Consider the following 24679-nt stretch of genomic DNA (forward strand, 5'->3'; position numbering starts at 1 on the left):
CCTCAGATAATCCCCGCGCCATGCCCGCAACCGCGCGCGCGCCGACAAGACCCGCTAGAACGACCCGCTAGAAGGACAGGACCATGCCCACGACAATCTCTCGTGCTGATTACGCCGCCATGTTCGGCCCCACCACCGGCGACAAGGTGCGGCTGGCCGATACGGAGCTGTTCATCGAAGTGGAGCGGGATCTGACCGCTGAAGCCGTGGGCGCGGCCATGTCCGGCGGCTCTGGCGGGAATGCGGCGATTTATGGCGAAGAGGTCAAGTTCGGTGGCGGCAAGGTGATCCGCGACGGGATGGGCCAAAGCCAGGTCACACGCGCGGGCGGTGCGGTCGATACGGTCATTACCAACGCGCTGATCCTCGATCACACGGGGATCTACAAGGCGGATATCGGGCTGAAGGACGGGCGTATCGCGGGCATCGGCAAGGCGGGCAACCCGGACACGCAGCCCGGCGTCGATATCATCGTCGGTCCCGGCACCGAGGCCATCGCGGGCGAAGGCCGGATCATCACGGCTGGCGGTTTTGACAGCCATATCCACTTCATTTGCCCACAACAGATCGAAGACGCGCTGCATTCTGGCCTGACGACAATGCTGGGCGGCGGCACCGGCCCGGCGCATGGAACGCTGGCCACCACCTGCACCCCCGGCCCCTGGCATATCGGGCGGATGATGCAGGCGGCTGACGCCTTTCCGATGAACCTGGCCTTTGCGGGCAAGGGCAATGCCTCGCTCCCTGCCGCGCTGGAAGAGCAGATCAAGGCCGGGGCCTGCGCGCTGAAACTGCACGAGGACTGGGGCACCACGCCCGGCGCGATTGATTGCTGCCTCTCGGTCGCGGACGCGATGGATGTTCAGGTGATGATCCACACCGATACGCTGAACGAATCCGGCTTTGTCGAGAATACAGTGAAGGCGATGAAGGGCCGCACCATCCATGCCTTCCACACCGAAGGCGCGGGCGGCGGGCACGCCCCGGACATCATCAAGATCTGCGGCGAAGAGCATGTGCTGCCGTCATCGACCAATCCGACCCGGCCCTTCACCGTGAACACGCTGGAAGAGCATCTCGACATGCTGATGGTCTGTCACCACCTTGATAAATCCATCCCCGAGGACGTCGCCTTTGCCGAAAGCCGTATCCGGCGCGAGACTATCGCAGCCGAGGATATCCTGCACGACATGGGCGCGTTTTCGATCATCGCTTCGGACAGTCAGGCCATGGGCCGCGTGGGCGAGGTGATCATCCGCACCTGGCAGACCGCCGACAAGATGAAGAAGCAGCGCGGACGGCTGGCGGATGAAACCGGCGAGAACGACAACATGCGCGCGCGCCGCTATGTGGCCAAATACACGATCAACCCGGCGATTGCGCATGGGCTGTCCCACGAGATCGGGTCCATCGAACTGGGCAAGCGGGCGGATATCGTGATCTGGTCCCCTGCCTTCTTTGGCGTGAAGCCCGAAATGGTGCTGCTGGGCGGCACGATCGCTTGTGCGCAGATGGGCGATCCCAATGCCTCCATCCCGACGCCGCAGCCGGTCTATACACGGCCAATGTTCGGGGCCTATGGGCGGTCGGTCGAACGCTCTGCCGTGACATTCGTGTCCGAAGCCGCGCAGGCGGAGGGGATCGGGAACACGCTGGGGCTGGCCAAGGATACGCTGGCGGTGCGCAACACGCGCGGGATCGGCAAGAAAGACCTGAAGCTGAACACCGCAACGCCCGAGGTCGAGGTCAACCCGGAAACCTACGAAGTGCGCGCGGATGGTGAATTGCTGACCTGCCAACCTGCAAGCGAGCTGCCCATGGCGCAGCGCTATTTCCTGTTCTAAGCGCGCACGCCATGTCCCTGACCGCCGCCAAAACGCAACGCTTAACACCTAGTTTACCGGACCTGTTGCCGTGTTTACTGGATTCTAACGGTCATTTGAGAGATACTTGTCCGCAAGGGAGGAAGCCTCGTACGCAGTTTGCAAGGGTTTCCAATGTCTCAGATAATCATCCACAAGGGGATCAGGCCAACCAACGCCGTCACGGCGATGGTCGATCAGTATTTTGCCGGAATGGGTCAGGGCGTGAACGCCTATCTTCTGACCCGGTCGCGCTACAACCAGATTGCCCGGCTGAACGCCAAGTCCGATACGGAACTGGCTGCACTGAACCTGACGCGCGAAAATATCGTGCCGCATGTGTTCGGCGACCTGTTCGGCGCCTGACCGAACGCCGCACGCGCGGCCCGGAAGGGGCCGCATCTCTTACGCGCAATTTGCCTGCGCCGCGCCGTGCTGATGGGCCCAGCACGGCCGTTTTGCCATGTGCGGCCCCCTGCCCGTTTGAAAACTCATTAAAATCGAAAGGGTTGCGCCTCATGCAAGGCGGCTATTCCACATTGGCACTTCTTTTGTCAGCATCACTGACCTATTTTGGATGCAAGGGAGGGAACCAAAGCAATCGCATAGAGGTTTCCAATGGCAGACTTTACAGCAAACCACGCACCAGCAACCACATTCGGCAATCCGATCAGCCGCTTTTTCAGCAGCATCTGGCACGGCCTGATCTTTCTGGCAGAGCAAAACAGCCGCGTCAAAGCGCTGAACGAACTGGCAGAAACAACCGACGCAGAACTGGCGTCCAAGGGCCTGACACGCGAACAAGCCGCGCGCCGCATCACGTCGGACATGCTTTACATCTAATGCACCCATGGGGGCGGGCATGAGCACCGCCCCTCTTGCACAACCGCGGGTGGCCCGGTCTTACCACGGCCACGCACATGACGCGCCGATCGACGAGCTACGTCTTGACTACGACGCGCGTTTCCTGCGCCGCAAGATGCTGATAACGGTGTCCGGCGCACAGGTTCTCGTCGATCTTCCGCAAACCACCTCTCTTGACCATAACGGCGTGCTGATCCTTGAAGGCGGCGGAGAAATCCTTGTGACCGCCGCGCCCGAAGCCTTGCTGGACGTGCGGGGGCCCGCCCTTCACCGGCTGGCATGGCATATCGGCAACCGCCACACCCCCTGCCAAATCGAAGACGACCGCCTGCTGATCCAGCGCGATCACGTAATCCGCGACATGCTGACCTTGCTGGGCGCGGAACTGCGCGAAGTGACGGAGCCCTTCGTGCCCGAAGGTGGCGCTTATGGCATGGGGCGGACGCACAGCCACGCGCACGGCCATTCCCACACGCATGAACATGGGCATGACCACGCGCAAAATCACGGGCACGGGCATTCCCATGATCACGAACAGGCAGGAACCGGCCATGACTCCGGGAACTGACCCTGCCCTTGTCCTGGCGCAATGGTTCTCTCCCGGTTTTCCCATCGGCGCTTTCGCCTATTCCCACGGGCTGGAATGGCTGATCGAAAGCGGTGATCTTGCGACGGCGCAAGACCTGCAAGACTGGATCGAGGTGCTGTTGCGCGACGGAACCGGGAAGAATGACGCGATTTTCGTGGCTTCGGCCTATGACGCCGAGACGGAAGACCAGATGCAGATGCTTGACGATCTGTGCCGCGCGTATTGCTCCGGCCTTGGGCGGCGGGTCGAAACGGTGGAACAGGGCGGCGCATTTGCGCGGACCCTGCGGGATATGGGCGCGGCGGAGGTGCCGGATATGTGCTATCCGGTGGCTGTGGGCCGGGCGGCGCGCTTGGCGGGTTTGCCGCTGGGGCTGACGATCCGGTTCTATCTGCACGCCTTCGCGGCGAACCTGATCTCCGCCGCGGTGCGACGGGTGCCGCTGGGGCAGGTGGAAGGCCAGCGCGTTTTGGCCGCTTTGGCCCCGGTGATCGAAGGGCTGTCCCGCGCGGTGCCGGACCTTGACCTGCCCGACCTTGGCACCACAAGTTTTGCAGCGGAAATCGCGGGCATGGCCCATGAGACGCTCTATTCGAAAACATTCCGCACGTAAGAGCGGGAAACGAGGAAGGTACATCCATGCACTCCCCCAACGGTCCCTTGCGCATCGGTATCGGCGGCCCGGTTGGCGCTGGCAAGACAACGCTGACCGCACGCCTTGCCGAAGCATTGAAGGCGCGCCACTCCGTCGGTGTGATCACCAACGATATTTACACGCAGGAAGACGCCGAGGCGCTGATGCGTATGCAGGTCCTGCCCGATGACCGGGTGATCGGGGTGGAAACCGGCGGCTGCCCGCATACCGCGATCCGCGAGGACGCGTCGATCAACCTTGCCGCCGTGGCCCGCCTGTCCGAACGGCATCCCGATCTGGAGGTCGTTCTGATCGAAAGCGGAGGAGACAACCTGTCGGCGACGTTTTCGCCGGAACTGGCGGATGTTACGCTTTATGTGATCGATGTCGCGGCGGGCGAAGAAATCCCGCGCAAGGGTGGCCCGGCGATTACCCGCTCTGACATCCTGATCATCAACAAGACGGATTTGGCCCCGCATGTGGGTGCATCGCTTGAAGTGATGGATCGCGACGCGGCGCGGATGCGGCAAGGGCGTCCGTTCTTCTTTGCCCAGCTGAAACACGGAACCGGGGTCGAGGAAATCGTATCAGCGATCCGCGATGTGTCCGGGCTGGGGATCGAAGCGGCGCTGAGCTAACCCCTTGACCCAGCCTTGCGTGCGCGACTGGTTGTGCGCGGGACGATCGGGGCGCGCTGCCCCGCCGCGCGGCACAAGCCCGCGCAGAAGCCGTCGCGGCCGGTCAGGCGACGCGGCGTGAATCCTGGGCAGGCATGTCGGCTTTGTCCCCATGGTTGAAGTGATCGACGAGGCGACGCAGCTCGCGCGCCTGATTGGCAAGGTTGGTCGCCGCGGCCGAGTTTTCTTCGGACGTAGCGGCGGCCGTTTGCAGCACGCTGGCGAAATCGTTGACGGATTTCGTAATCTCTTTCACCCCGGTCGCCTGCTCATTCCCCGCGATGGAAATGTCGCTGATGCCGTTCACGACTTCGGCCACCGCGTTCAGAATACTGTCAAGGGAGCCGCCGCTTTTCTCGACGATCTGGGCGCCGCGCATGACCTGTTGGTGGCTGGTTTCAATGAGGCCCTTGATCTCTGTCGCGGCATCGGCGGATCGTTGCGCCAGCGCCCGCACTTCGGAAGCGACCACCGCAAAGCCCCGGCCCGCCTCCCCTGCCCGCGCGGCTTCGACACCGGCGTTCAGCGCAAGCAGATTGGTCTGGAACGAAATCGCATCGATCAGTTCGACGATCTTGCTGATCGCGTCAGAGCTGGCCTTGATCTCATCCATCGCCGCAATCGCGTGAGAAATGTCGGTCTTGCCTTCCTCGGCCACGATCTGCGCGCTATTCGCGGCGCTGGAGGCTTCCTTCGAGTTTTCCGCGGTGCGAATGACCGTCGCTGACATCTGTTCCATCGCGGCAGAGGTTTCTTCGATCGTCGCCGCTTGGCGTTCCCATTGGCGGGATTGGCTGGCCACGTTGGAATCGATGGAGGCGCTTTCCTCAGCGATCGTGGCCGACAAGGACAGAATTTCATGCACCATGTTGTCGAGCGTCTCGACGGTGGTGTTGAACTTGGTCTTCAGCGCCTGGAAATCCTCTGTCATCTCTTGCGTGATACGGTAATTGAGATCCCCCGCTTCCAACGCATCAAGCCCGGCGGCGATTGCATGCGTCGCTTTGATCCGACCGGTCACATCGGATGCAAATTTCACAACCTTGTAGGGCTTCCCGTAGGATGAGAAAATCGGGTTGTAGGACGCTTGAATCCAGACTTCTCGACTGCCCTTGGCAAAGCGCCGATATTCGCCCGATTGAAACTCCCCATTTCGCAAGTCTTCCCAAAACGCATTGTATTCGGGCGACTTCGCCTCATCCGGGTGCATGAAGATGCGGTGATGGGCGCCTTTCACCTCGTCCAGGCTGTACCCCATCGCTTCCAGGAACGCGTTATTTGCCGTTCGAATGGTTCCATCCATGTTGAACTCGATCACGCCGAGTGAGCGGTTCAGAGCGGTGATCTGAGACGACTTGTCCATGGATTCGCGCTTTGTTGACGTAATATCATTGGCAAATTTTACGATCTTGTAGACTTCACCGGATGTGTTGCGGATGGGCGTGTAGTTGGCTTGCAGCCAGACTTCACGTTGCAGTTTCGAAAAGCGGCGGAACTCCCCCTGGATTGCCTGGCCAGACGCCAACGTTTTCCAGAACTCCTGATACTCGTCATGCGCCGGGTCGCCGGGTACCAGAAACATCCGGTGCTTTTGCCCCACGATTTCTTCAAGTGTGTAATGCACTGTATCGAGGAAGTTTTTGTTCGCGGTGATGATTGTTCCATCCGGTTCGAATTCGATCACGGCCTGCGACTGGTCGATGGCATCGATTCTCGCCTGCGTCTCAACGTCATGTGCCTTGCGCGCCGTGATATCCGCAGCGACCTTCACAATCTTTACCGGTTTCCCATCCTCGTCCAGAACCGGCGCATAGATTGCCTGCAACCACACATCCTCGCCGGTCTTGGCAATACGGCGGTATTGGTCGGAATATGTTTCCCCTGCCGCCAGACCTTGCCAAAACGCTTTGTATTCAGATGTTTCGGCATCGGCCTTGGGCAGGAATATGCTGTGGTGTTGACCAACAACCTCCTCAAGTCGGTATCCCACAGCCGCTAAGAAAACGGCATTTGCATCAAGGATCGTGCCATCCAAGTCGAACCAGATCACGGCGCGGGTGCGACTGATAACGTTTGCAAGAGTTTCGGCCTCGTTGCTTGGGGCGTCATCCCGACGCGGACGTTTGAAAAACACTATAATTCCTCCGGAACGGCGAGCGTCAGGTTTCGCGGCGAAATTAGGCCGATGGAGTTAAAGTAGCGTTATAGGTTCCACGAAAATCACCCCGCATCCTGCCGCGGCGCGCCGTCGAACGGTTTGCGGGCAATCGCAGCGAATAACCTGCATTTTTTCGGGCAATCGCCGGCCTGTCCCGGTGGTCCCCTTGCACAACGGCTGATTCACCTGTTTAGTCGGCACAAATTCGCAGCCATAGCGAAGATCACACACGGGGAGCCAGATTTGGCAGACGGATCACTCAGCGACGCATTTGTCGAGTTTGAACGCGTGCAAAAGAGCTATGACGGGGAAACGCTCGTCGTCAAAGATCTCAACCTTGCGATGCCGAAAGGCGAATTTCTGACCATGCTCGGCCCGTCGGGGTCCGGGAAAACCACCTGCCTGATGATGCTGGCCGGGTTTGAAACCGCGACCCATGGCGACATCCGGCTGGGCGGGGTGTCGATCAACAATATCCCACCGCATAAGCGCGGTATCGGGATGGTGTTCCAGAATTACGCCCTGTTCCCGCATATGACGATCGCGGAAAACCTCTCCTTCCCGCTGGAAGTGCGCAAAATGGGCAAGTCCGAGCGAGAGGACAAGGTCAAGCACGCGCTGGATATGGTGGAGATGGGGGCGTTCGGCGGCCGGCGACCCAGCCAGCTTTCGGGCGGACAGCAGCAACGTGTGGCATTGGCCCGCGCGCTGGTCTTCGAACCTGAACTGGTGCTGATGGACGAGCCGCTTGGCGCGCTCGACAAGCAGCTGCGCGAGAAGATGCAGTTCGAGATCACCGATCTGGCGCACCGCCTTGGTATCACCGTGGTGTATGTGACCCATGACCAGACCGAGGCGCTGACCATGTCGGACCGCGTCGCGGTCTTTGACGATGGCCGCATTCAGCAGCTTGCGCCGCCCGATACGCTGTATGAAGAGCCAGAGAACAGCTTCGTCGCTCAGTTCATCGGCGAGAACAACACGCTGGAAGGCGTCATCAAGGAAATCCGCGGCGGCACCTGTCTGGTGCAGCTTGACGATGGTGACCTGATCGACGCCAAGCCGGTCAATGTCACTGCCGTGGGCGAGCGGACGCGGGTTTCGATCCGGCCCGAACGGGTGGAATTCAACAAGGACCGGCTGAGCCCCGATGCGCATCTGCTGAAGGCGACGGTCAAGGAATTCATCTATATGGGTGACATTTTCCGCACGCGCCTGTCGGTCGCGGGCAATGACGATTTCATTATCAAGACGCGCAACGCCCCAGACCAGGTCCGGCTGAAACCCGGCCAGGAGATCGAGATCGGGTGGCTGGCGGAGGATTGCCGTGCTCTTGACGCCTGAGGCGCGGTGCACGGGACATCGGTTGCCCATACGGGCACGATGAACATGGGACCGGCGAGAATAAGCCCGTCGCTTCGGTCCCTTTCGTTTAGACGGGCGCAACGGGAGAATAACATGAATCTCACGAAAATGATGCTGACGACGACGGCGCTGACGGTTGCGGCCGCCAATGCCTTTGCCGACGGTCACATGGCCGACACCATGACCGCCGTGTCCTGGGGTGGCGCGTATCAGACATCGCAGCAGCGGGCTTATACCGAGCCCTATATGGAAATGAACGAAGGGCTGGATGTCGTCTGGGACGAAAGCTCTGCCGAAGCCGTGGCCAAGCTGCGCGCAATGGACGAAGCGGGCAATGTGACCTGGGACATCGTCGATGTCGTGGCGGCGGACGCGATGCGTCTGTGCGACGAAGGTCTGGCGATGGAGATCGATTTCGACACCGTGCTGGCGGCAGCCCCCGATGGCACGTCGGCAACCGAAGATTTCGGCGAGCTGATCGTGTCCGACTGCTTTATCCCGCAGATCGTATACTCGACGACGTTCGGCTATCGCACCGATCTGGTCGGTGACACGCCGCCGACATCGGTTTGCGCCGTGTTCGACACCGAAGCCTATCCGGGCAAACGGTCGCTGGAAAAGCGTCCGATCGCGAACATGGAATGGGCGCTGATCTGTGACGGCGTCGGCATCGACGAAGTCTATGACCTGCTGGCAACCACAGAAGGTCAGGACCGCGCGCTGGCAAAGCTCGACACCATCAAGGACGACGTGATCTGGTGGTCCGCCGGTGCTGACACGCCGCAATATCTGGCCGATGGCGAAGTCATCATGGGGTCCACGTATAACGGTCGTCTGTTCTCGGTCATCGAAGAGCAGAAGCAACCGGTCGCGATGCTGTGGGACTGGCAGATGTTCGACCTTGATGGCTGGATCATCCCGGCAAACCTGCCCGAAGATCGTCTGGCGCGTGTGATGGACTTCGTAAAGTTCGCGACGGACACGCAGCGTCTGGCCGATCAGGCGAAATACATCTCCTACGGCCCGGCACGTGCATCTTCCGCGCCGCTGGTTGGCCAACATGCCGATCTGGGCATCGAGATGGCGCCGCATATGCCGACCGATCCCGAGAACTCCAAGAACACCTTCCTGTTCAACTATGAGTTCTGGGCTGACTACCGCGACGATATCGACGCGAAGTTTCAGGCGTGGCTCGCGCAGTAATGCGCCCACGGGGGTAGGCTGAAGCCTACCTACGAGATCTGGCCGCCGGGCTGCCATGTTCAGTCCGGCGGTATCAACCACATGTAGGGTGCGCTTCAGCGCACCATCGAAGACCAGGAGAACACGCGATGCCCAAAGGTTACATCATCGGCCATATCACCGTGAATGACCCCGAAGCGTACAAAGAATACGTTGAGAAGGACACGCCGATCCTACTTGGCCTTGGTGCCCGCCCGATTGTCCGCGGCGGCGCCGGCCAGACGATGGAGGGCGAGGACTTCTCGCGCCATGTCATCTTTGAATTCGACAGCTACGAGGCTGCGCAGGCCGCGTATAACAACCCCGAATACCAAGAGGTGATGAAGATCCGCCACCGTTCCGCGACCTCCATGATCGTCGTGGCAGAAGGCGTCTGACATGAGCGATGCGACCGCCCCTGATGGATCCGTGCTTGCCGCGGATGGCACACCGCTCAAGCGTAGCTTGGCCCGGTCGCTTCGCCTTCAGAAGACCCGCGCACTGCTTCTCGTCGCGCCGCTGCTGATCTTCGTCCTTGTCTCTTTCATCATTCCCATTGGCGCGATGCTGTTCCGCTCTGTCGAGAACTCGCAAGTCGCCGATACGCTGCCCCTGACGGTCGCGGCCCTTCAGGACTGGTCGCCCGAGGCAGGCACCCTGCCCGAAGAACCGGTCTATGCCGCCTTCGTGACCGATATGATCGCTGCGGTGGAGGCGAAGGAACATACCAAGCTTGGCACCCGGCTGAACTATGAACAAACCGGCATGTCCTCGCTCTTTCGGAAATCCGGTCGCCGGATCAAGCGGCTGGACACCGAAAGCGGTGCCCCGCTCAAGGACCAGCTGATCGCCGTCGACAAGAAATGGGGCGATGTCGAAACCTGGGCCACGATCAAGACCCATTCGGTCCGATACACCAACGGCTATTTCCTCAACGCCATCGATATGCAGCGCACGCCCGAAGGGGCCGCCGTGCAGCCGGAGGACAAGCGCATCCTGCTCAAACTCTTTGGCCGGACGCTGTGGATGTCGCTGGCGATCACCTGCTCTTGCATCCTGCTGGGCTACCCGATTGCGTGGCTGCTGGCGAACCTGCCCGCGCGCAAGGCGAACCTGCTGCTGATCCTCGTGCTGCTGCCCTTCTGGACCTCGCTTCTGGTGCGGACCTCGGCATGGAAAGTGTTGCTGCAACAACAGGGGGTGATCAACGACATCCTCGTCTGGCTGGGCATGTTGTCCGATGATGGCCGCCTGATCATGATCAACAACCAGACCGGCACGATCATTGCGATGACCCATATCCTGCTGCCATTCATGATCCTGCCGATGTATTCCGTGATGCAGACCATCGCGCCCAGCTATCTGCGCGCGGCGAAATCCATGGGGGCGACGAACTGGACCGCATTCTGGCGCGTCTATTTCCCGCAATCGGTGCCGGGGATCGGTGCGGGTAGCATCCTCGTCTTCATCCTTGCGATCGGCTATTACATCACGCCCGAAATCGTCGGCGGCACCAAGGGGGTCTTTATCTCCAACCGGATCGCCTATCACATCTCGTCCTCGCTGAACTGGGGGCTGGCGGCGGCGCTTGGCGCAATCCTGCTGGCAGTCGTGCTGATCCTCTACTGGGCCTATGACAAGATCGTGGGCATCGACAACGTGAAGCTGGGGTGACGCAATGGCTGCTTTGACACCGATTTCCCGCAAACCCCTTGGCTTCGTCCTTCCGGTCGTGGCGGCGGCGGGTGGCCTTCTGGGGCTGTTCGTCGGCACGGCGAACGGGTCCGGCTTGGCTGGCATCTTGATCGGCGCGGCGCTGGTCGCGGCGATGGCCGCGTTCTTCATCCTCGTGCTCAAGAACGAAGGGCTGGCCCGCTGGATCGCCATTGGCGGCATCGCCCTTCTGGGACTGCTCTTTGCGGGTGTGCCGGGGCTGGTGCTGGGGGCCGTTTTCGGGCTGTTCTTCTGGTGGCTGACCTATTGGCTGTACGAAGGGCGCTACCGCGCGCGGCTGTTGCCTTATCTGACGCCGATGCAGGTGCTCTGGCACTATACGTTCCGCATCATCTGCGGGCTGATCTTCTTCTTCCTCGTTGCCCCGCTGGTGCCGGTGGTCTGGCTGTCCTTCAACGCGCAGGACTTCTTCACCTTCACGCCGGAGATGCTGCGGTTCGACCCGGAGGGCTATTCGCTCAAGCATTACCGCGACTTCTTCACCAATGATGCATGGCAGCGCAGCTTCAAGAACTCGCTGATCATCGCGCCCATCGCCACGGTGATCTCGGTCACGCTGGGCACGCTGGCCGCCATTGGCCTGTCGCAAAGCCATGTGCCCGGCCGCCGGGCGATCATGGCGATCCTGATCTCGCCGATGATCGTGCCGCTGATCATCTCGGCCACGGGCATGTTCTTCTTCTATAGCGATATCGGCAATTTCCTCGAGAACCAGCTTGGGCTCGACAAGTCCTTCGTGGGCTATGTCAAAGTGATCCTTGCCCATGCGGTGCTGGGCATTCCCTTTGTCATCATCACCGTCACCGCGACGCTGGTGGGCTTTGACCATTCGCTGACCCGCGCGGCGGCGAATATGGGCGCGGGGCCAGTCACGACCTTCTTCCGGGTGCAGATGCCGCTGATCTTGCCCGGGGTAATTTCGGGCGGGCTTTTCGCCTTTATCACCTCCTTTGACGAGGTCGTGGTGGTGCTGTTCGTCGGCTCTGCGCAGCAAAAGACCCTGCCATGGCAGATGTTCACCGGCCTGCGCGAGCAGATTTCCCCCACGATCCTTGCGGTGGCGACGATCCTTGTGGCGATCTCCATCGTGCTGCTGACGGTTGTCGAATTGCTGCGGCGCCGGTCCGAACGGCTGCGCGGCATGAGCCCCGGCTGACGCGGAACGCGGAACCGAAACAGACCGACGCGACAGAAGGACATCCCCTTTGCAAAGCTATGCCGGGCTGCTGGCGCTTGTCTTTACCGCTGTGTCGCTGGTGGTGGTCGGGGATACGTTCGGCAAGCTGCTGACCACCTCCGGGATCAGCCCGTTCTTTGTCGCATGGAGCCGGTTTGCGCTGGCGGCGCTGGTGTTGCTGCCGATGAGCGGCCTGCGCCGGGCGGAACTTACCCACCTGCGCGCACCCCGCGTCCTGCTGCGCGGCGCGCTGATCGCAGGCGGGATCTGTTGCATTCTGACAGCCCTGCGCAGCGAACCCATCGCGAATGTCTTTGGCGCGTTCTTCATCGGCCCGCTGGTGTCGTTCCTCTTGGCCCGCATCCTGATGGGCGAACGCCCCACCCCGCTGCGCGCGGCGCTGCTGGGGCTGGGCTTTGTCGGCGTGCTTCTGGTGGTCAAGCCCGGCTTCGGGGTCACGCCGGGGATGATCCTCGCGCTTTGTGCGGGCGTTTGCTATGGCGGGTATCTGGCCACGACGCGGCTGCTGGCGGGCGCATATCGGCCAAGGTTCCTGCTGATTTCGCAGCTGTTGATCGGCACGGTGCTGCTGGCCCCGCTGGCCGCCTCTGCCGGGCTGCCGGAATTGACACCGCGCATGTGGGTCTGGCTGGCGGGCAGCGCATTGGGATCGGCGGTGGGTAATTACCTGCTGGTCATCGCGAACCGCCGGGCCGAGGCGACGCTGATCGCGCCACTGGTCTATACGCAACTGATCACAGCAACGCTGATGGGGATCGCTGTCTTTGGCGAGTGGCCGGACGCTGTCGCGTTGAGCGGTCTGGTGCTGATCCTTGCCTCTGGGCTGGGCGCGCTTGTTGCCCAGCGCCGCGTCCGGGTTTAGCGCAGGCGCGCTTCGGTCTTGGCGTCAAACAGCATCGCGCGCGCCGGATCGAAACGGACAGCGACCCGGTCACCCACGCGCGTACGGTGATCGCCGCGTTCCTCGACGATCATCTTCTCACCGCCCGCGCAGACCAGATGCGCATAGCTCACCCCGCCAAGCGCTTCGGTCAACTCGACCACGGCATCGCTGCCGCTTTGGTCCAGTTCCAGATGCTCTGGCCGCAGCCCCACCGTCACCGCACCGGTGCCCGAGCACAGGCTGGCCGGGACAGAGATGGACCGCGACAGCGCAGGCACGGCGACCTTCCCCTCCCCTTCGATCTGGCCGTCCAGAAAGTTCATGGAAGGCGATCCAATGAACCCGGCGACGAACTTGTTGTCCGGGTCGCGGTAAAGATCGAGCGGCGCGCCAACCTGTTCGATCCGCCCGGCCCGCAGTACGACGATCTTGTCGGCGAGGGTCATTGCCTCCACCTGATCGTGGGTCACATAGATCATCGTCGCGCCAATTTCCTGATGCAGCCGGGCGATTTCGACGCGCATCTCCACCCGCAGTTCCGCATCGAGATTGGACAGCGGCTCGTCGAACAGGAAGACCTCTGGCCCGCGGACGATTGCCCGTCCGATGGCCACGCGCTGACGCTGCCCGCCTGACAGCGCCTTGGGCTTGCGGCTGAGATATTCGTCCAGCTTCAGGATGCGTGCCGCTTCGCTGACCTTTTGCTTGATCTCGGCACGGGGCACACCGTTCATCTTCAGACCGAAGCCCATGTTTTCGGCCACGGTCATATGCGGATAAAGCGCATAGGTCTGGAACACCATGGATACGCCCCGCTCTGCCGGGTCAAGCTGCGTGACGTCGCGCGCGCCGATATGAATCGTGCCATCGCTGGTTTCCTCCAGCCCAGCGATCATCCGCAACAGCGTGGACTTGCCGCAGCCGGACGGGCCGACGAAGACGCAAAATTCGCCATGGTCGATGGTCAGGTCGATCCCATGGATGACCTGCACTTCGCCGTAACGCTTGATCGCGCCGTTCAGAATGAGCCCTGTCATGATCCGGTCCTTTTCTGCGTTTCGGGGAAACGCCATGTCTGTGCCTCGCGGGCGATGAATGCGGCAGTGTCCTTTAGCTGCGGGGCCAGCTTGGTCAGGTCGTCCAGCGTCATGCGCGTGGTCGGCCCCGTGACCGACATCGCGCCCAGCATTCGGCCGCTTTCTGCAAGTATCGGCACGGCAATGCAGATGATGCCCGGCTCGTGTTCCTCGCGGTCGAAGGCGTGGCCTTCGGCGCGGATGGTGGCCAATTCCCCCCGCAGCGCATCCGCGCTGGTCAGTGTCGTGTCCGTGAAACGGTGATAGCTTTGCTGCGCAAGTGCCGCTTCCAGTTGGACGGGATCGAGAAAGGCCAGCATCGCCTTGCCGACGCCGGTGCAATAGGCCGGTCCGACCTTGCCGGCGCCGGAAAACATCTGGACCGGCTGCGCCGCGTTGCGTTTGTCGACATAGAGCACCTGCGCGTTATCAAGCTGCGCCAGATGGACGGTTTCGCCGATGCGCGCGCTCAGATCATCCAGCGACGGACGCGCGATCGGGGCCAAGGAGCTTTGCTGCCACGCCGCATGGGCCAGCCGCACCAGTCGCACCCCAAGGCTGTAGGTCTGGCTGTCCGGGTCATAGGCCAGCATGGACTGCTGCACCAATGTCTGCACCAAGCGATACAGCGTCGCCTTGGGCAGATCGCTTTGCGCCTGCAAATCGCCAAATCGGACCGGGCGGCCAAATCCTGCCACCTGATCCAATACGGCCAAGGCCTTGCCGACTGTACCGCCTTCGGACATGCGTTCCTCCCCTTTGGGCGCCGCGACGTCGCGGGCATCCCACCTGTTGACAACAATAGGTGAGTCGGGCTCTAATTTTCAATATGCAAAACTAGGTTTCACATAGTGGAACTAAAATTCTGCGAAGCCGATCCTAGGGAGGACACCATGACCAAGACGCTCCGCGGCGCATTCGCCGCGCTTGCCTGCTCGACTCTGCTCGCCAGCCCCGCGCTGGCGGAGTTGACGGGTGACCTGAAGATTTTCCTTGATACGTCCAATCCGGCGCCGCGCGCGACGATGGAGAAAATGATCGCCGATTTCCAAGAGGCGCATCCCGATCTCAACATCGAAACCACCGTGATCGACCGCGAGGCGTACAAGACGCAGATCCGCAACTTCCTGACAGCCAACGCGCCCGACGTCGCAAACTGGTACGCGGCGAACCGGATGAAGCCCTTTGTCGATGCGGGCCTGTTCGAAGACGTGTCCGACCTGTGGGCCGAGGCAGAGATCGCCGATAACCTTGCATCCACCAAGGGCGCGATGACCATCGATGGCAAGCAGTGGGGCGTGCCCTATACCTATTACCAGTGGGGCGTCTATTACCGCAAAGACATCTATGACGATCTGGGGTTGAGCGAGCCAACCGACTGGGACAGCTTCAAGGCCAATTGTCAGGCCATCGTCGATAGCGGCAAGGCGTGCTTTACCATCGGCACGAAATATCTTTGGACCGCAGGCGGCTGGTTCGACTATCTCAACATGCGCACAAACGGCTTCGACTTCCACATGGCGCTTGCCGCGGGTGAGGTCAGCTGGGAAGACGAGCGGGTCAAGCAGACCTTCGCCAATTGGCGCGAGCTGATCGACATGGGCGCGTTCATCGACAACCACCAGACCTATAGCTGGCAAGAAGCGCTGCCCTTCATGGTGCAGGGCGATGCGGCGGGCTATTTGATGGGCAACTTCGCCGTGGCCCCGCTGCGCGAAGCAGGCCTGACCGACGATCAGCTGGACTTCTACCAGTTCCCGGCGATCAACCCGGACGTGGAACTGGCCGAGGACGCGCCGACCGACACGTTCCACATCCCGGCCAATGCGACCAACAAGGAAGCGGCGCGCGAATTCCTGCGCTTCGTTGTCTCTGCCGATGTGCAGACAGAGATCAACAACGGCAAGAATCTTGGGCAGTTGCCGGTCAACGCGGCCTCCATGGTGGATGACGACAAATTCCTGAACGAAGGCTTCAAGATGCTGTCGTCCAACAGCCCCGGCGGCGTGGCGCAGTTCTGGGACCGCGATGCCCCGGCAGAAATGGCGAAGGTGTCGATGGAAGGCTTCCAGGAATTCATGGTCAAGCCGGACAATCTGGACCGGATCCTTGCCAAGCTCGAACGGGCACGGCAGCGGATCTACAAGTAAGCCGGGATGGGCGCGTTTCGGCGCGCCCCGCCCCACCATCGTCACCGCGGGGTGCGCCTTGGTGCGCCCTGCCCTTGGATCGGACCGGTACAGGTGCAAACACTTCCAAAACGTGGTTTCTGGGCCCGCAATCAGCGGCGGCTTGCGCCGTGGCTGTTCCTTGCGCCCGGCATCGCGTTTTTCCTGGTTTACGTCATTCTGCCGGTCTTTCAGTCCTTCAACCTGTCGCTTTACGAATGGGACGGGCTGGGGGCCAAAGAATATTTGGGCCTGCGCAATTACGAAGACCTGTACTGGGAATTCGTTGACCGTGACGCTTTCTTCATCTCTCTCAAGAACAACCTGATCTGGCTGTTCCTGTACCTGCTGGCCATTCCGGGCGGGCTGTTCATTGCCCTGTTCCTGAACCAGAACGTCTGGGGCATCCGCCTTTACAAGTCGCTGTTCTTCTTCCCCTTCGTGATCAGTCAGGTCGTGGTCGGCCTTGTCTTTGCGTGGTTCTACGATCCGGCTTTCGGGCTGTTGAACGTGGCGCTGGGATGGATCGGGCTGGGTCCGATCAACGTGCTGGGGGATGAGAACCTTGTCACCTATGGCATCATCGCGGCGGGGCTTTGGCCGCAGACCGCCTATTGCATGATCCTGTACCTGACCGGCCTGAATGCCGTCGACCCCGAACAGATCGAAGCCGGGCGTCTTGACGGGGCCAAGGGGCTGCGGATGCTCTGGCATATTATCCTGCCGCAACTGCGCCCGGCGACTTTCATCGCCTTCGTGGTCACGATCATCGGCGCGCTGCGCTCTTTCGATCTGATCTCCATCATGACGCAGGGCGGCCCGTTCGGATCGTCGCGCGTGCTGGCCTTCTACATGTTCGAGGTCGCCCTGTCGGAATATGGGTTCCGCATGGGGTATGGCGCGGCGATTGCCGTGGTGCTGTTCCTGATCATGCTGTGCTTCATCGCCTATTTCCTGTGGTCGATGTGGCGCGAAGAAAAGGGGCATTAAGATGTTCCCACGCCCTATCGAGAAAAGCACCCCCGCCGCACGCGTCGCTTACAAGACGCTGCTGCCGGTCGCGCTGCTGTTCTGGCTGCTGCCGCTGCTGGCCGTTGCGGTGTTTTCCGTCAAACCCGACGCGGATTTCACCTCGGGCAATTACTGGGGCTGGCCCTCCTCCTTCGAGGCGCTGAACAATTACGGCAAGGTGTTCTTCGCCTCTGACATGCCGCGCTATCTGCTCAATTCCGTGCTGATCACAGTGCCGACCGTGATCGGCGCAGTGGCCCTGTCGACGATGACCGGCTTCGCGCTTGGCATCTACAAGTTCCGGGGCAACCTGCTGATCTTCTTCATGTTCATCGCGGGCAATTTCGTGCCGTTCCAGATCCTGATGGTGCCGGTGCGCGACCTGACGCTGGAGATGGGCCTTTACAACACCAAGACGGGGCTGGTTCTCTTTCACATCGCGTTTCAGACGGGGTTCTGCACGCTGTTCATGCGCAACTTTATCCGCGCCCTGCCCTTTGAACTGATCGAAGCCGCCCGCGTCGAAGGCGTGTCCGAAATCCGCATCTTCCGCTATGTGGTCCTGCCGCTGATGCGCCCGGCCATCGCGGCGCTGTCGGTGTTGATCTTCACCTTCATCTGGAACGATTATTTCTGGGCCGTGGTGCTGACCCAAGGCGCGGAAAGCCAGCCGGTGACCGCGGGCATCACCTCGTTCAATGCGCAATACCGCGCGGCCTATCACCTGATGAGCGCAGGCAGCATCGTCGCCGCCCTGCCGCCCGTCCTGATGTTCTTCCTCATGCAGCGACACTTCATCGCTGGTCTCACCCTCGGAGCGGTCAAATGAAAATCGCCTTTATCGGAGCAGGCTCAACCATCTTCATGCGCAACATCGTGGGCGATTGCCTGCTGACACCGGCCTTGGCCGAAGCAGAGTTCGCGCTGATGGATATCGATCCGAAGCGGCTGAGCGAGTCGGAACAGGTCGCGCGGTCGATGATCGCACAGACCGGCGCGGGCGCGCGCGTCACCGCAACGCAGGATCGGCGCGCGGCGCTGGATGGGGCAGATTTCGTCGTCACCGCCTTTCAGGTCGGCGGCTACAAGCCCTGCACGGTGACCGATTTCGAAATCCCCAAGCAATACGGCCTGCGCCAGACCATCGGCGACACGCTCGGTGTAGGCGGCATCATGCGCGGGCTGCGCACGGTGCCGGTGCTGTGGGACGTGGCCGCCGACATGATGCAGCTTTGCCCCGACGCGCTGTTGCTGCAATACGTGAACCCGATGGCGATCAACACATGGGCACTGGCCGAAGCCTTTCCCAAACTGCGCCATGTGGGCCTGTGCCACTCGGTGCAGAACACGGTCGAAGAAATCGCCCATGATCTGGACCTGCCCAAGGAGGACATCCGCTACCGCGTCGCCGGCGTGAACCACGTCGCCTTCTTCCTGCGGCTCGACCATAATGGCCAGTCGCTCTACCCCGCCCTGCGCGAGGGCTACCGCACAGGCCGCCTGCCCAAACCGCCCCTCCTGATGCCGCGCTGCGCCAACAAGGTGCGCTATGAAGTGATGGAGCAGCTTGGCTATTTCTGCACGGAAAGCTCTGAACACCTGGCCGAATACGTGCCTTGGTTCATCAAGGCCGGGCGCGATGACCTGATCCGGGACTTCTCGATCCCGCTCGATGAATACCCGAAACGCTGCGAAGAGCAGATCGCCGAATGGGATTCGCAGAAACAAACCACGACAAAGGTCTGTCGCTCCCATGAATTCGCTGCCGACCTGATGAATGCCGTGGTCACCAACCAGCCCTACACGGTCTATGGCAACTTGCCCAATACCGGCCAGATCCCGCAACTGCCGCTGGGCGCCGCGGTGGAAACCCCCTGCCTCGTCGATGCAAATGGCCTTCAACCCACCACCGTGCCGGACATCCCGCCGCAACTCGTTGCCCTGATGCGGACCCAGATCAACGTGCAGGAACTGACCGTGCGCGCGCTGGTGGACCAAGCCCCCGAACACATCTACCACGCCGCGATGATGGATCCGCACACAGCCGCCGAACTGGACCTGCGCCAAATCCGCAACCTCGTCGACGACCTGCTTGCCGCCCATCAGGACTGGCTGCCCGACTGGTGCCGCCCCGCCCGCGCGGCCTGACCCTTCATTGTTCCCCAAATACTCCCGCCGGAGGCGCCCTTGACCCATCCCATCTTTCCCGACCTCAAAGATCGAAGCATCTACATCACCGGCGGCGGCTCCGGGATCGGGGCGGCGCTGACCGACGGCTTTCTCACTCAGGGGGCCAAGGTCGCATTCATCGGACGCTCCGACGCCACCGCCTTCTGCGACGCGATGGAAGAAAAGCACGGGCGGCGGCCACTTTTCCTGCAAGGCGACGTGACCGACACCGCCCGGTTGCAAGCCACCATCGCCGAGGCCGCAGAGGCGCATGGCCCGCTGAAGGCGCTGATTTCCAATGCGGCCAATGACCAACGCCAAAAGCTCGAGGATTACAGCCCCGAAGACTGGGACGCCAATCAGGCGATCAACCTCAAGGCCTATTACTTCGCCACGCAGGCCGCCGCGCCGCTGATGCGGGCCGCCGGGGGCGGATCGATCATCAACTTTTCGTCGATCAGCTATATGATGGGGAACGCAGGATATTCCGCCTATGTCGCTGCCAATGCAGGGATCACGGGCATGACCCGCGCCCATGCACGCGAACTTGGCCCCGACAATATCCGCGTGAACGCCGTCGCACCGGGCTGGGTGCTGACCGAGAAACAGCTTGAACTCTGGGCCACGCCCGAGGATCTGTCGGCGCATCTGCAACGCCAATGCCTGCCCCGTCACCTCACGCCGGAAGACATCGTCAACCCTGTGCTGTTCCTCGCCTCCGACGCTTCTGCCATGATGACGGCGCAATGCATCGTCGTCGATGGTGGCGTGGCTTATACGGGGTAACGGAATGTCCAAGGAATGGATCGCAGTCGACTGGGGCACGACCCATCTGCGCGTATGGCGGATGGCCGGGCGCGAGATCATGGCAAAGGCCGCCTCGGACAAGGGGATGAACACTCTTGCAGCGGACGGGTTCGAACCGGCTCTGCTGGAACTGGTGGAACCGTGGCTGACCGAGACACCGACGCGCGTGTTGTGCTGCGGTATGGTCGGCTCGCGGCAAGGCTGGATCGAAGCACCCTATCGCCCGGTGCCCTGCGCGCCGCTGGCCGAAACCCTGGTGCGTGCGCCGACCAGGGATCCACGGCTGGACGTGCGCATCGTTCCCGGCCTCAGCCAATCCAGCCCGCCCGATGTAATGCGCGGCGAAGAGACCCAGATCGCGGGGTTCCTCGCGCTCAAAGACGGTTGGGACGGGGTGATCTGCCTGCCCGGCACCCACACCAAATGGGTGCATCTAAGCGCGGGCGAAGTCGTCAGCTTTCAGACCTTCATGACCGGCGAGCTTTTCGCGCTTTTGGCCGGGCAGTCGGTGCTGCGCCACTCGGTCGATACGTCCGGTTGGGACGCTGCCGCCTTTGCAGAGGCCGCGTCCGAGGCGATGTCGCGCCCCGAAGCGCTGGCGGCGCGCCTGTTCCGTCTGCGCGCGGCGCATCTGCTGGAGGGGCCGCAACCCGCCCGCGCCTGCGCCGAACTCTCCGGCCTGCTGATCGGGGCGGAACTCGCCGCCGCGCGGCCCTATTGGCTGGGCCAGAATATCGCGGTGATCGGCGCAGATGCGGTGGCCCGCGCCTATGTCGAGGCGCTCAGCCTGCAAGGAAATTCGGCAACCTTTGCCAAGTCCGACGCCATGACGCAGGCCGGACTGGTCAAGGCCAGCCGGGACACGGAGTAAACTGGATGACCCTCCCCCTGATCGCGATTTTGCGCGGTATCACCCCGCCCGAAGCGCCCGAGATCGCCGCCGCCCTTGTCGCCGCCGGGATCACGACGATCGAAGTGCCGCTGAACTCGCCCGACCCGCTGGCAAGCATTCACGCCATGGCGCAAACCGTCGGCACGCAGGCGGTTATCGGTGCGGGTACCGTGCTGACCCCGGACGAGGTCGACGCGGTGGCAGATGCCGGCGGGCATATCGTCGTGTCGCCCAATTGCAATCCGGCCGTCATCGCACGGACCAAGGCGCTGGGGCTGCAAAGCTGGCCGGGCATCTTCACACCGACCGAAGCCTTCACCGCGCTGGGTGCCGGGGCCGATGGGCTCAAACTGTTCCCCGGCTCCATGGCCGGGCCAAGCGGTTTGCAGGCGCTGCGCGCGGTTCTGCCCGAAGGCACCAAGGTCTATGCCGTTGGCGGCGCAGGTCCGGATAATTTCGCCGATTGGCAACGCGCGGGTGCAGATGGCTTTGGCATCGGCTCTGCGCTTTATCGCCCCGGCCTGTCCGCCGACACGGTCGCCGCGCGCGCGCGCGCCATTGTCGCCGCCTTCAAGGATCCGAATTATGAACGCCGCACGTCACGATGACCGCATCTGCAAGCTTGGCGAGGGACCATTGTGGCACCCCGCGCGCAAGCAACTTTTCTGGTTCGACATTCTGGGCTGCCGGCTGCTGTCGCAACAGGGCGGCGCGCCCGTCGAATGGCAGTTCGAGGAAAACGTCTCTGCCGCCGGGTGGCTGGACCACGACACTCTGCTGATCGCTTCGGAAACGGCGCTGTTCCGCTTTGATCTGACCCAAGGCACGCGCGAAGTCGTCTTCCCGCTTGAGGCAGACCTGCCCGCCACACGTTCCAACGATGGGCGCGCGGACCCGTGGGGCGGGTTCTGGATCGGGACGATGGGCAAACATGCCGAACCGGGCGCGGGATCGATCTATCGCTTTTATGGCGGGGAATTGCGCCGCATCGCGGGCGAAATCAGCGTATCGAACGCGATCTGCTTCGCCCCGGACAGCTCTGCCGCCTATTACACGGACACCCATAGCCGTCAGGTGATGCGCGTCCCGCTGGAGCCGCAGACCGGCTGGCCTGCGGGATCTGCGCAGGTGTTGATCGATCTCACCGCTGACGGTCTGAACCCTGATGGCGCTGTGACCGATGCGGATGGCAATATCTGGATCGCTCAATGGGGCGCGGCGCGGGTGGCACAATACAGCCCGCAAGGCACGTTTCTAAGCGCCCTTGCGGTGCCCGCCCTGCAAGCCTCTTGCCCGGCCTTTGGCGGCGCGGGGCTGCGTGACCTTTACGTGACATCGGCCAGCGTCGGACTGGACGCCGCCGAGAAAACCGCCCGCCCGCATAATGGCAAGACCTTCGTGATTGCGAATGCGGGCCAAGGGCTGCCTGAACCGAAAGTGATCCTCTGATGCCCAGTATCGGCGTTTGTTATTACCCGGAACACTGGGCCGAAGAGACGTGGCCGCGTGATGCCAGGCGGATGGTCGATACGGGCATTACCCATGTGCGCATCGGGGAATTTGCGTGGTCGCGGATCGAGCCCCGCCCCGGCGTATTCGACTGGGACTGGCTGGACCGGGCGATTGATGTGCTGGCCTCTGCCGGACTGAAGATCGTTCTGGGCACGCCGTCAGCCACGCCGCCGCGCTGGATGCTGGACCGCTTTCCCGACATGCTGGCCGTCGATGCGGCTGGAGCGCCGCGCAAATTCGGATCGCGCCGGCACTATTGTCACGCGCATGATGGCTATCGTGACGCCGCTGCCGATATGTGCCGTGTGCTGGGCGAACGCTATGGCCGCGATGCGCGGATCGCCGCGTGGCAGATCGACAACGAGTATGGCTGCCACGATACCGTGCTCAGCTATTCGGACGCCGCAAGGCACGCGTTTCGGGACTGGCTCGCCCGCAAGTACCAATCGCCCGAGGCGTTGAACCGCGCGTGGGGCAATGTGTTCTGGTCGATGGAATATGCCGATTGGACCGATGTCGATTTGCCCAACCTGACGGTGACGCAGCCGAACCCCGCGCATGAGCTGGATTACCGCCGCTTTGTGTCGGACATGGTGGCGCAGTGGAATGCGCGGCAGGTCGCGGCGCTGCGTCCGCTGACCGACGCGCCGCTTTTGCACAATTACATGGGCCGGGTGCTGGAGTTCGATCACTTCGATGTGGGCGCTGATCTGGATATCGCCAGTTGGGACAGCTATCCGATTGGCTTTCTATCCGACCGACTGGAGGCGGCGCCCGCCCACAAGGCGCGCTTCATGCGGCAGGGAGACCCGGATTTCCAGGCCTTTCACCACGATCTTTACCGCGCGGTCGGCAAGGGGCGCTGGTGGGTGATGGAACAACAGCCCGGCCCGGTGAACTGGGCCCCGTCGAACCCGGCCCCGGCCCCCGGAATGGTGCGTCTGTGGGCGATTGAGGCCGTTGCGCACGGGGCCGAGGTCGTCAGTTACTTCCGCTGGCGGCAGGCCCCTTTCGCGCAGGAACAGCTACATGCGGGGCTGATGTATCCCGATGACACCCCCGCCCCCGGCCTGACCGAGGCCAAGCGTGCCGCCGATGACCTTGCCGCCTTGCCCGCGCAGTTGACTCCCAGTGCGCGGGTGGCGCTGATCTTCGATTACCAATCGGATTGGGCATGGAAAACGCTGCCTCAGGGCGCGGGGTTCGACTATTTCGATCTGGCGTTCTCGGCGTATCGGGCGCTGCGGCGGGCGGGTATGTCCATCGACATTCTGCCGCTGGAGACCGCGCGCGATTACGGCGGCTATGACCTGATCGTGGCACCGGGGTTGATGACGCTAAATGCGGCAGAGATGCAGGCGCTCACGGCGTCCGGCGCGACACTGCTGATGGGCCCGCGTAGCAATTTGCAGACGCCTGATTTCCAGATTCCCAATCCGCCCGGACCCGCGATTCCCGGTCTGGACCTTCAGATCATGCAGGTCGAAAGCTATCCGCAGGGTTACGCGCCGCACGTCAGGGATGACCGGCATATCGGTATCTGGCAGGAACATGGGCGTGGCACGGCCGAGGTGGCGCTGCGCCGCCGCGACGGCATTCCGATCCTCTACCGGGCGGGCAAGATCCACTATCTTGCCGCATGGCCGGACGACGCGCTTTGGGGGGATATCGTGCAGGACTTGACGGGGGCCCCGTCACTTCTGCCGCCGGGTCTGCGCATCCGCGACACCGAAAGCCACCGCTTCGTGATCAACTACGATCTGGACCCGGTGGACTGGGACGGCCACACCGTCCCCGGCTGCGACGCGCTCATCCTGCCGCGCAGTTGACGCGATTGCGAGAACGCCCGCCACGCGCCC

Annotated in this window: 24 protein-coding genes; 21 read left to right on the forward strand and 3 right to left on the reverse strand. The window is 62.2% G+C overall.

Translation table 11 applies throughout. The features are described 5' to 3' along the window. The first annotated feature begins 83 nt into the window (after nt 1-83). The 6 genes from ureC (at nt 84) to ureG (ending at nt 4587) form a co-directional block, all read left to right on the forward strand. The gene (gene ureC, locus E4Z66_RS12740) at nt 84-1844 is read left to right on the forward strand and encodes an urease subunit alpha (RefSeq protein ID WP_136463399.1); all 1761 of its coding nucleotides are present in this window, start codon (nt 84-86) and stop codon (nt 1842-1844) included. Nucleotides 1845-1997: 153 nt separating this feature from the next. After that, complete coding sequence (locus tag E4Z66_RS12745; RefSeq protein ID WP_136463400.1) at nt 1998-2228, forward strand: hypothetical protein; 231 nt, start codon at nt 1998-2000, stop codon at nt 2226-2228. 252 nt (nt 2229-2480) lie between these two features. Then, on the forward strand, nt 2481-2705 hold the full coding sequence (locus E4Z66_RS12750; RefSeq protein ID WP_136463401.1) for a DUF1127 domain-containing protein: 225 nt from the start codon (nt 2481-2483) through the stop codon (nt 2703-2705). Nucleotides 2706-2724: 19 nt separating this feature from the next. Next, nucleotides 2725-3294: an urease accessory protein UreE gene (gene ureE, locus E4Z66_RS12755; protein ID WP_136463402.1), complete on the forward strand. Its 570-nt coding sequence runs from the start codon at nt 2725-2727 to the stop codon at nt 3292-3294. After that, entirely contained in the window at nt 3278-3928 is a 651-nt protein-coding gene (locus E4Z66_RS12760) for an urease accessory protein UreF (RefSeq protein ID WP_136463403.1), read from the forward strand. The genes ureE and E4Z66_RS12760 overlap by 17 nt, the downstream gene beginning before the upstream one ends. Before the next feature lie 26 nt (nt 3929-3954). After that, nucleotides 3955-4587 carry an urease accessory protein UreG gene (gene ureG, locus E4Z66_RS12765; RefSeq protein WP_136463404.1) on the forward strand — a complete coding sequence of 211 codons (633 nt, stop codon included), beginning with the start codon at nt 3955-3957 and terminating at the stop codon, nt 4585-4587. A gap of 103 nt (nt 4588-4690) precedes the next feature. Here the strand turns inward: ureG and E4Z66_RS12770 are convergent, their stop codons facing one another. Further along, nucleotides 4691-6760, reverse strand: a complete 2070-nt coding sequence (locus E4Z66_RS12770; RefSeq protein ID WP_168797796.1) for a methyl-accepting chemotaxis protein — start codon at nt 6758-6760, stop codon at nt 4691-4693. Nucleotides 6761-7027: 267 nt separating this feature from the next. Between E4Z66_RS12770 and E4Z66_RS12775 the strand changes: the two genes are divergently transcribed. The 6 genes from E4Z66_RS12775 to E4Z66_RS12800 all read left to right on the forward strand — a co-directional run bounded on the left by E4Z66_RS12775 (nt 7028) and on the right by E4Z66_RS12800 (nt 13164). Beyond that, nucleotides 7028-8128 (forward strand): ABC transporter ATP-binding protein, encoded by a 1101-nt coding sequence (locus E4Z66_RS12775; protein ID WP_136463406.1) that lies wholly within the window; start codon nt 7028-7030, stop codon nt 8126-8128. Nucleotides 8129-8242: 114 nt separating this feature from the next. After that, complete coding sequence (locus tag E4Z66_RS12780; protein WP_136463407.1) at nt 8243-9352, forward strand: extracellular solute-binding protein; 1110 nt, start codon at nt 8243-8245, stop codon at nt 9350-9352. A 128-nt stretch (nt 9353-9480) separates the two neighbouring features. After that, entirely contained in the window at nt 9481-9768 is a 288-nt protein-coding gene (locus E4Z66_RS12785) for a DUF1330 domain-containing protein (RefSeq protein WP_136463408.1), read from the forward strand. A 1-nt stretch (nt 9769) separates the two neighbouring features. Beyond that, nucleotides 9770-11044, forward strand: coding sequence for an ABC transporter permease (locus tag E4Z66_RS12790; RefSeq protein ID WP_136463409.1), 1275 nt, complete (start codon nt 9770-9772; stop codon nt 11042-11044). A gap of 4 nt (nt 11045-11048) precedes the next feature. After that, nucleotides 11049-12260, forward strand: a complete 1212-nt coding sequence (locus E4Z66_RS12795; RefSeq protein ID WP_136463410.1) for an ABC transporter permease — start codon at nt 11049-11051, stop codon at nt 12258-12260. A gap of 49 nt (nt 12261-12309) precedes the next feature. Then, the gene (locus tag E4Z66_RS12800; RefSeq protein ID WP_136463411.1) at nt 12310-13164 is read left to right on the forward strand and encodes a DMT family transporter; all 855 of its coding nucleotides are present in this window, start codon (nt 12310-12312) and stop codon (nt 13162-13164) included. Here the strand turns inward: E4Z66_RS12800 and E4Z66_RS12805 are convergent. Both E4Z66_RS12805 and E4Z66_RS12810 read right to left on the reverse strand, forming a co-directional pair. After that, entirely contained in the window at nt 13161-14222 is a 1062-nt protein-coding gene (locus tag E4Z66_RS12805; protein WP_136463412.1) for an ABC transporter ATP-binding protein, read from the reverse strand. The genes E4Z66_RS12800 and E4Z66_RS12805 overlap by 4 nt on opposite strands. Then, nucleotides 14219-15007 carry an IclR family transcriptional regulator gene (locus E4Z66_RS12810; protein ID WP_136463413.1) on the reverse strand — a complete coding sequence of 263 codons (789 nt, stop codon included), beginning with the start codon at nt 15005-15007 and terminating at the stop codon, nt 14219-14221. The genes E4Z66_RS12805 and E4Z66_RS12810 overlap by 4 nt, the downstream gene beginning before the upstream one ends. A 147-nt stretch (nt 15008-15154) precedes the next feature. Between E4Z66_RS12810 and E4Z66_RS12815 the strand changes: the two genes are divergently transcribed. The 9 genes from E4Z66_RS12815 (at nt 15155) to E4Z66_RS12855 (ending at nt 24649) form a co-directional block, all read left to right on the forward strand. Further along, on the forward strand, nt 15155-16411 hold the full coding sequence (locus E4Z66_RS12815) for an ABC transporter substrate-binding protein (protein ID WP_136463414.1): 1257 nt from the start codon (nt 15155-15157) through the stop codon (nt 16409-16411). Between the two features lie 93 nt (nt 16412-16504). Then, nucleotides 16505-17419 (forward strand): carbohydrate ABC transporter permease, encoded by a 915-nt coding sequence (locus E4Z66_RS12820; RefSeq protein WP_246036016.1) that lies wholly within the window; start codon nt 16505-16507, stop codon nt 17417-17419. Between the two features lies 1 nt (nt 17420). After that, nucleotides 17421-18269, forward strand: a complete 849-nt coding sequence (locus E4Z66_RS12825; RefSeq protein WP_136463416.1) for a carbohydrate ABC transporter permease — start codon at nt 17421-17423, stop codon at nt 18267-18269. Beyond that, nucleotides 18266-19588 (forward strand): alpha-glucosidase/alpha-galactosidase, encoded by a 1323-nt coding sequence (gene melA / locus E4Z66_RS12830; RefSeq protein WP_136463417.1) that lies wholly within the window; start codon nt 18266-18268, stop codon nt 19586-19588. Before E4Z66_RS12825 ends, melA begins: the two co-directional genes overlap by 4 nt. Nucleotides 19589-19627: 39 nt before the next feature. Next, on the forward strand, nt 19628-20395 hold the full coding sequence (locus tag E4Z66_RS12835) for an SDR family NAD(P)-dependent oxidoreductase (RefSeq protein WP_136463418.1): 768 nt from the start codon (nt 19628-19630) through the stop codon (nt 20393-20395). 4 nt (nt 20396-20399) lie between these two features. Then, nucleotides 20400-21287 carry a 2-dehydro-3-deoxygalactonokinase gene (locus tag E4Z66_RS12840; protein ID WP_136463419.1) on the forward strand — a complete coding sequence of 296 codons (888 nt, stop codon included), beginning with the start codon at nt 20400-20402 and terminating at the stop codon, nt 21285-21287. Nucleotides 21288-21292: 5 nt separating this feature from the next. Continuing rightward, nucleotides 21293-21916, forward strand: a complete 624-nt coding sequence (locus E4Z66_RS12845) for a 2-dehydro-3-deoxy-6-phosphogalactonate aldolase (protein ID WP_136463420.1) — start codon at nt 21293-21295, stop codon at nt 21914-21916. Further along, nucleotides 21894-22757 (forward strand): SMP-30/gluconolactonase/LRE family protein, encoded by an 864-nt coding sequence (locus E4Z66_RS12850; RefSeq protein ID WP_136463421.1) that lies wholly within the window; start codon nt 21894-21896, stop codon nt 22755-22757. The genes E4Z66_RS12845 and E4Z66_RS12850 overlap by 23 nt, the downstream gene beginning before the upstream one ends. Continuing rightward, nucleotides 22757-24649 (forward strand): beta-galactosidase, encoded by a 1893-nt coding sequence (locus E4Z66_RS12855; protein WP_246036017.1) that lies wholly within the window; start codon nt 22757-22759, stop codon nt 24647-24649. The genes E4Z66_RS12850 and E4Z66_RS12855 overlap by 1 nt, the downstream gene beginning before the upstream one ends. Nucleotides 24650-24679 lie beyond the last annotated feature (30 nt).

The organism is Aliishimia ponticola (genome assembly GCF_004803475.1).
Taxonomy (GTDB): Bacteria; Pseudomonadota; Alphaproteobacteria; order Rhodobacterales; family Rhodobacteraceae; genus Aliishimia; species Aliishimia ponticola.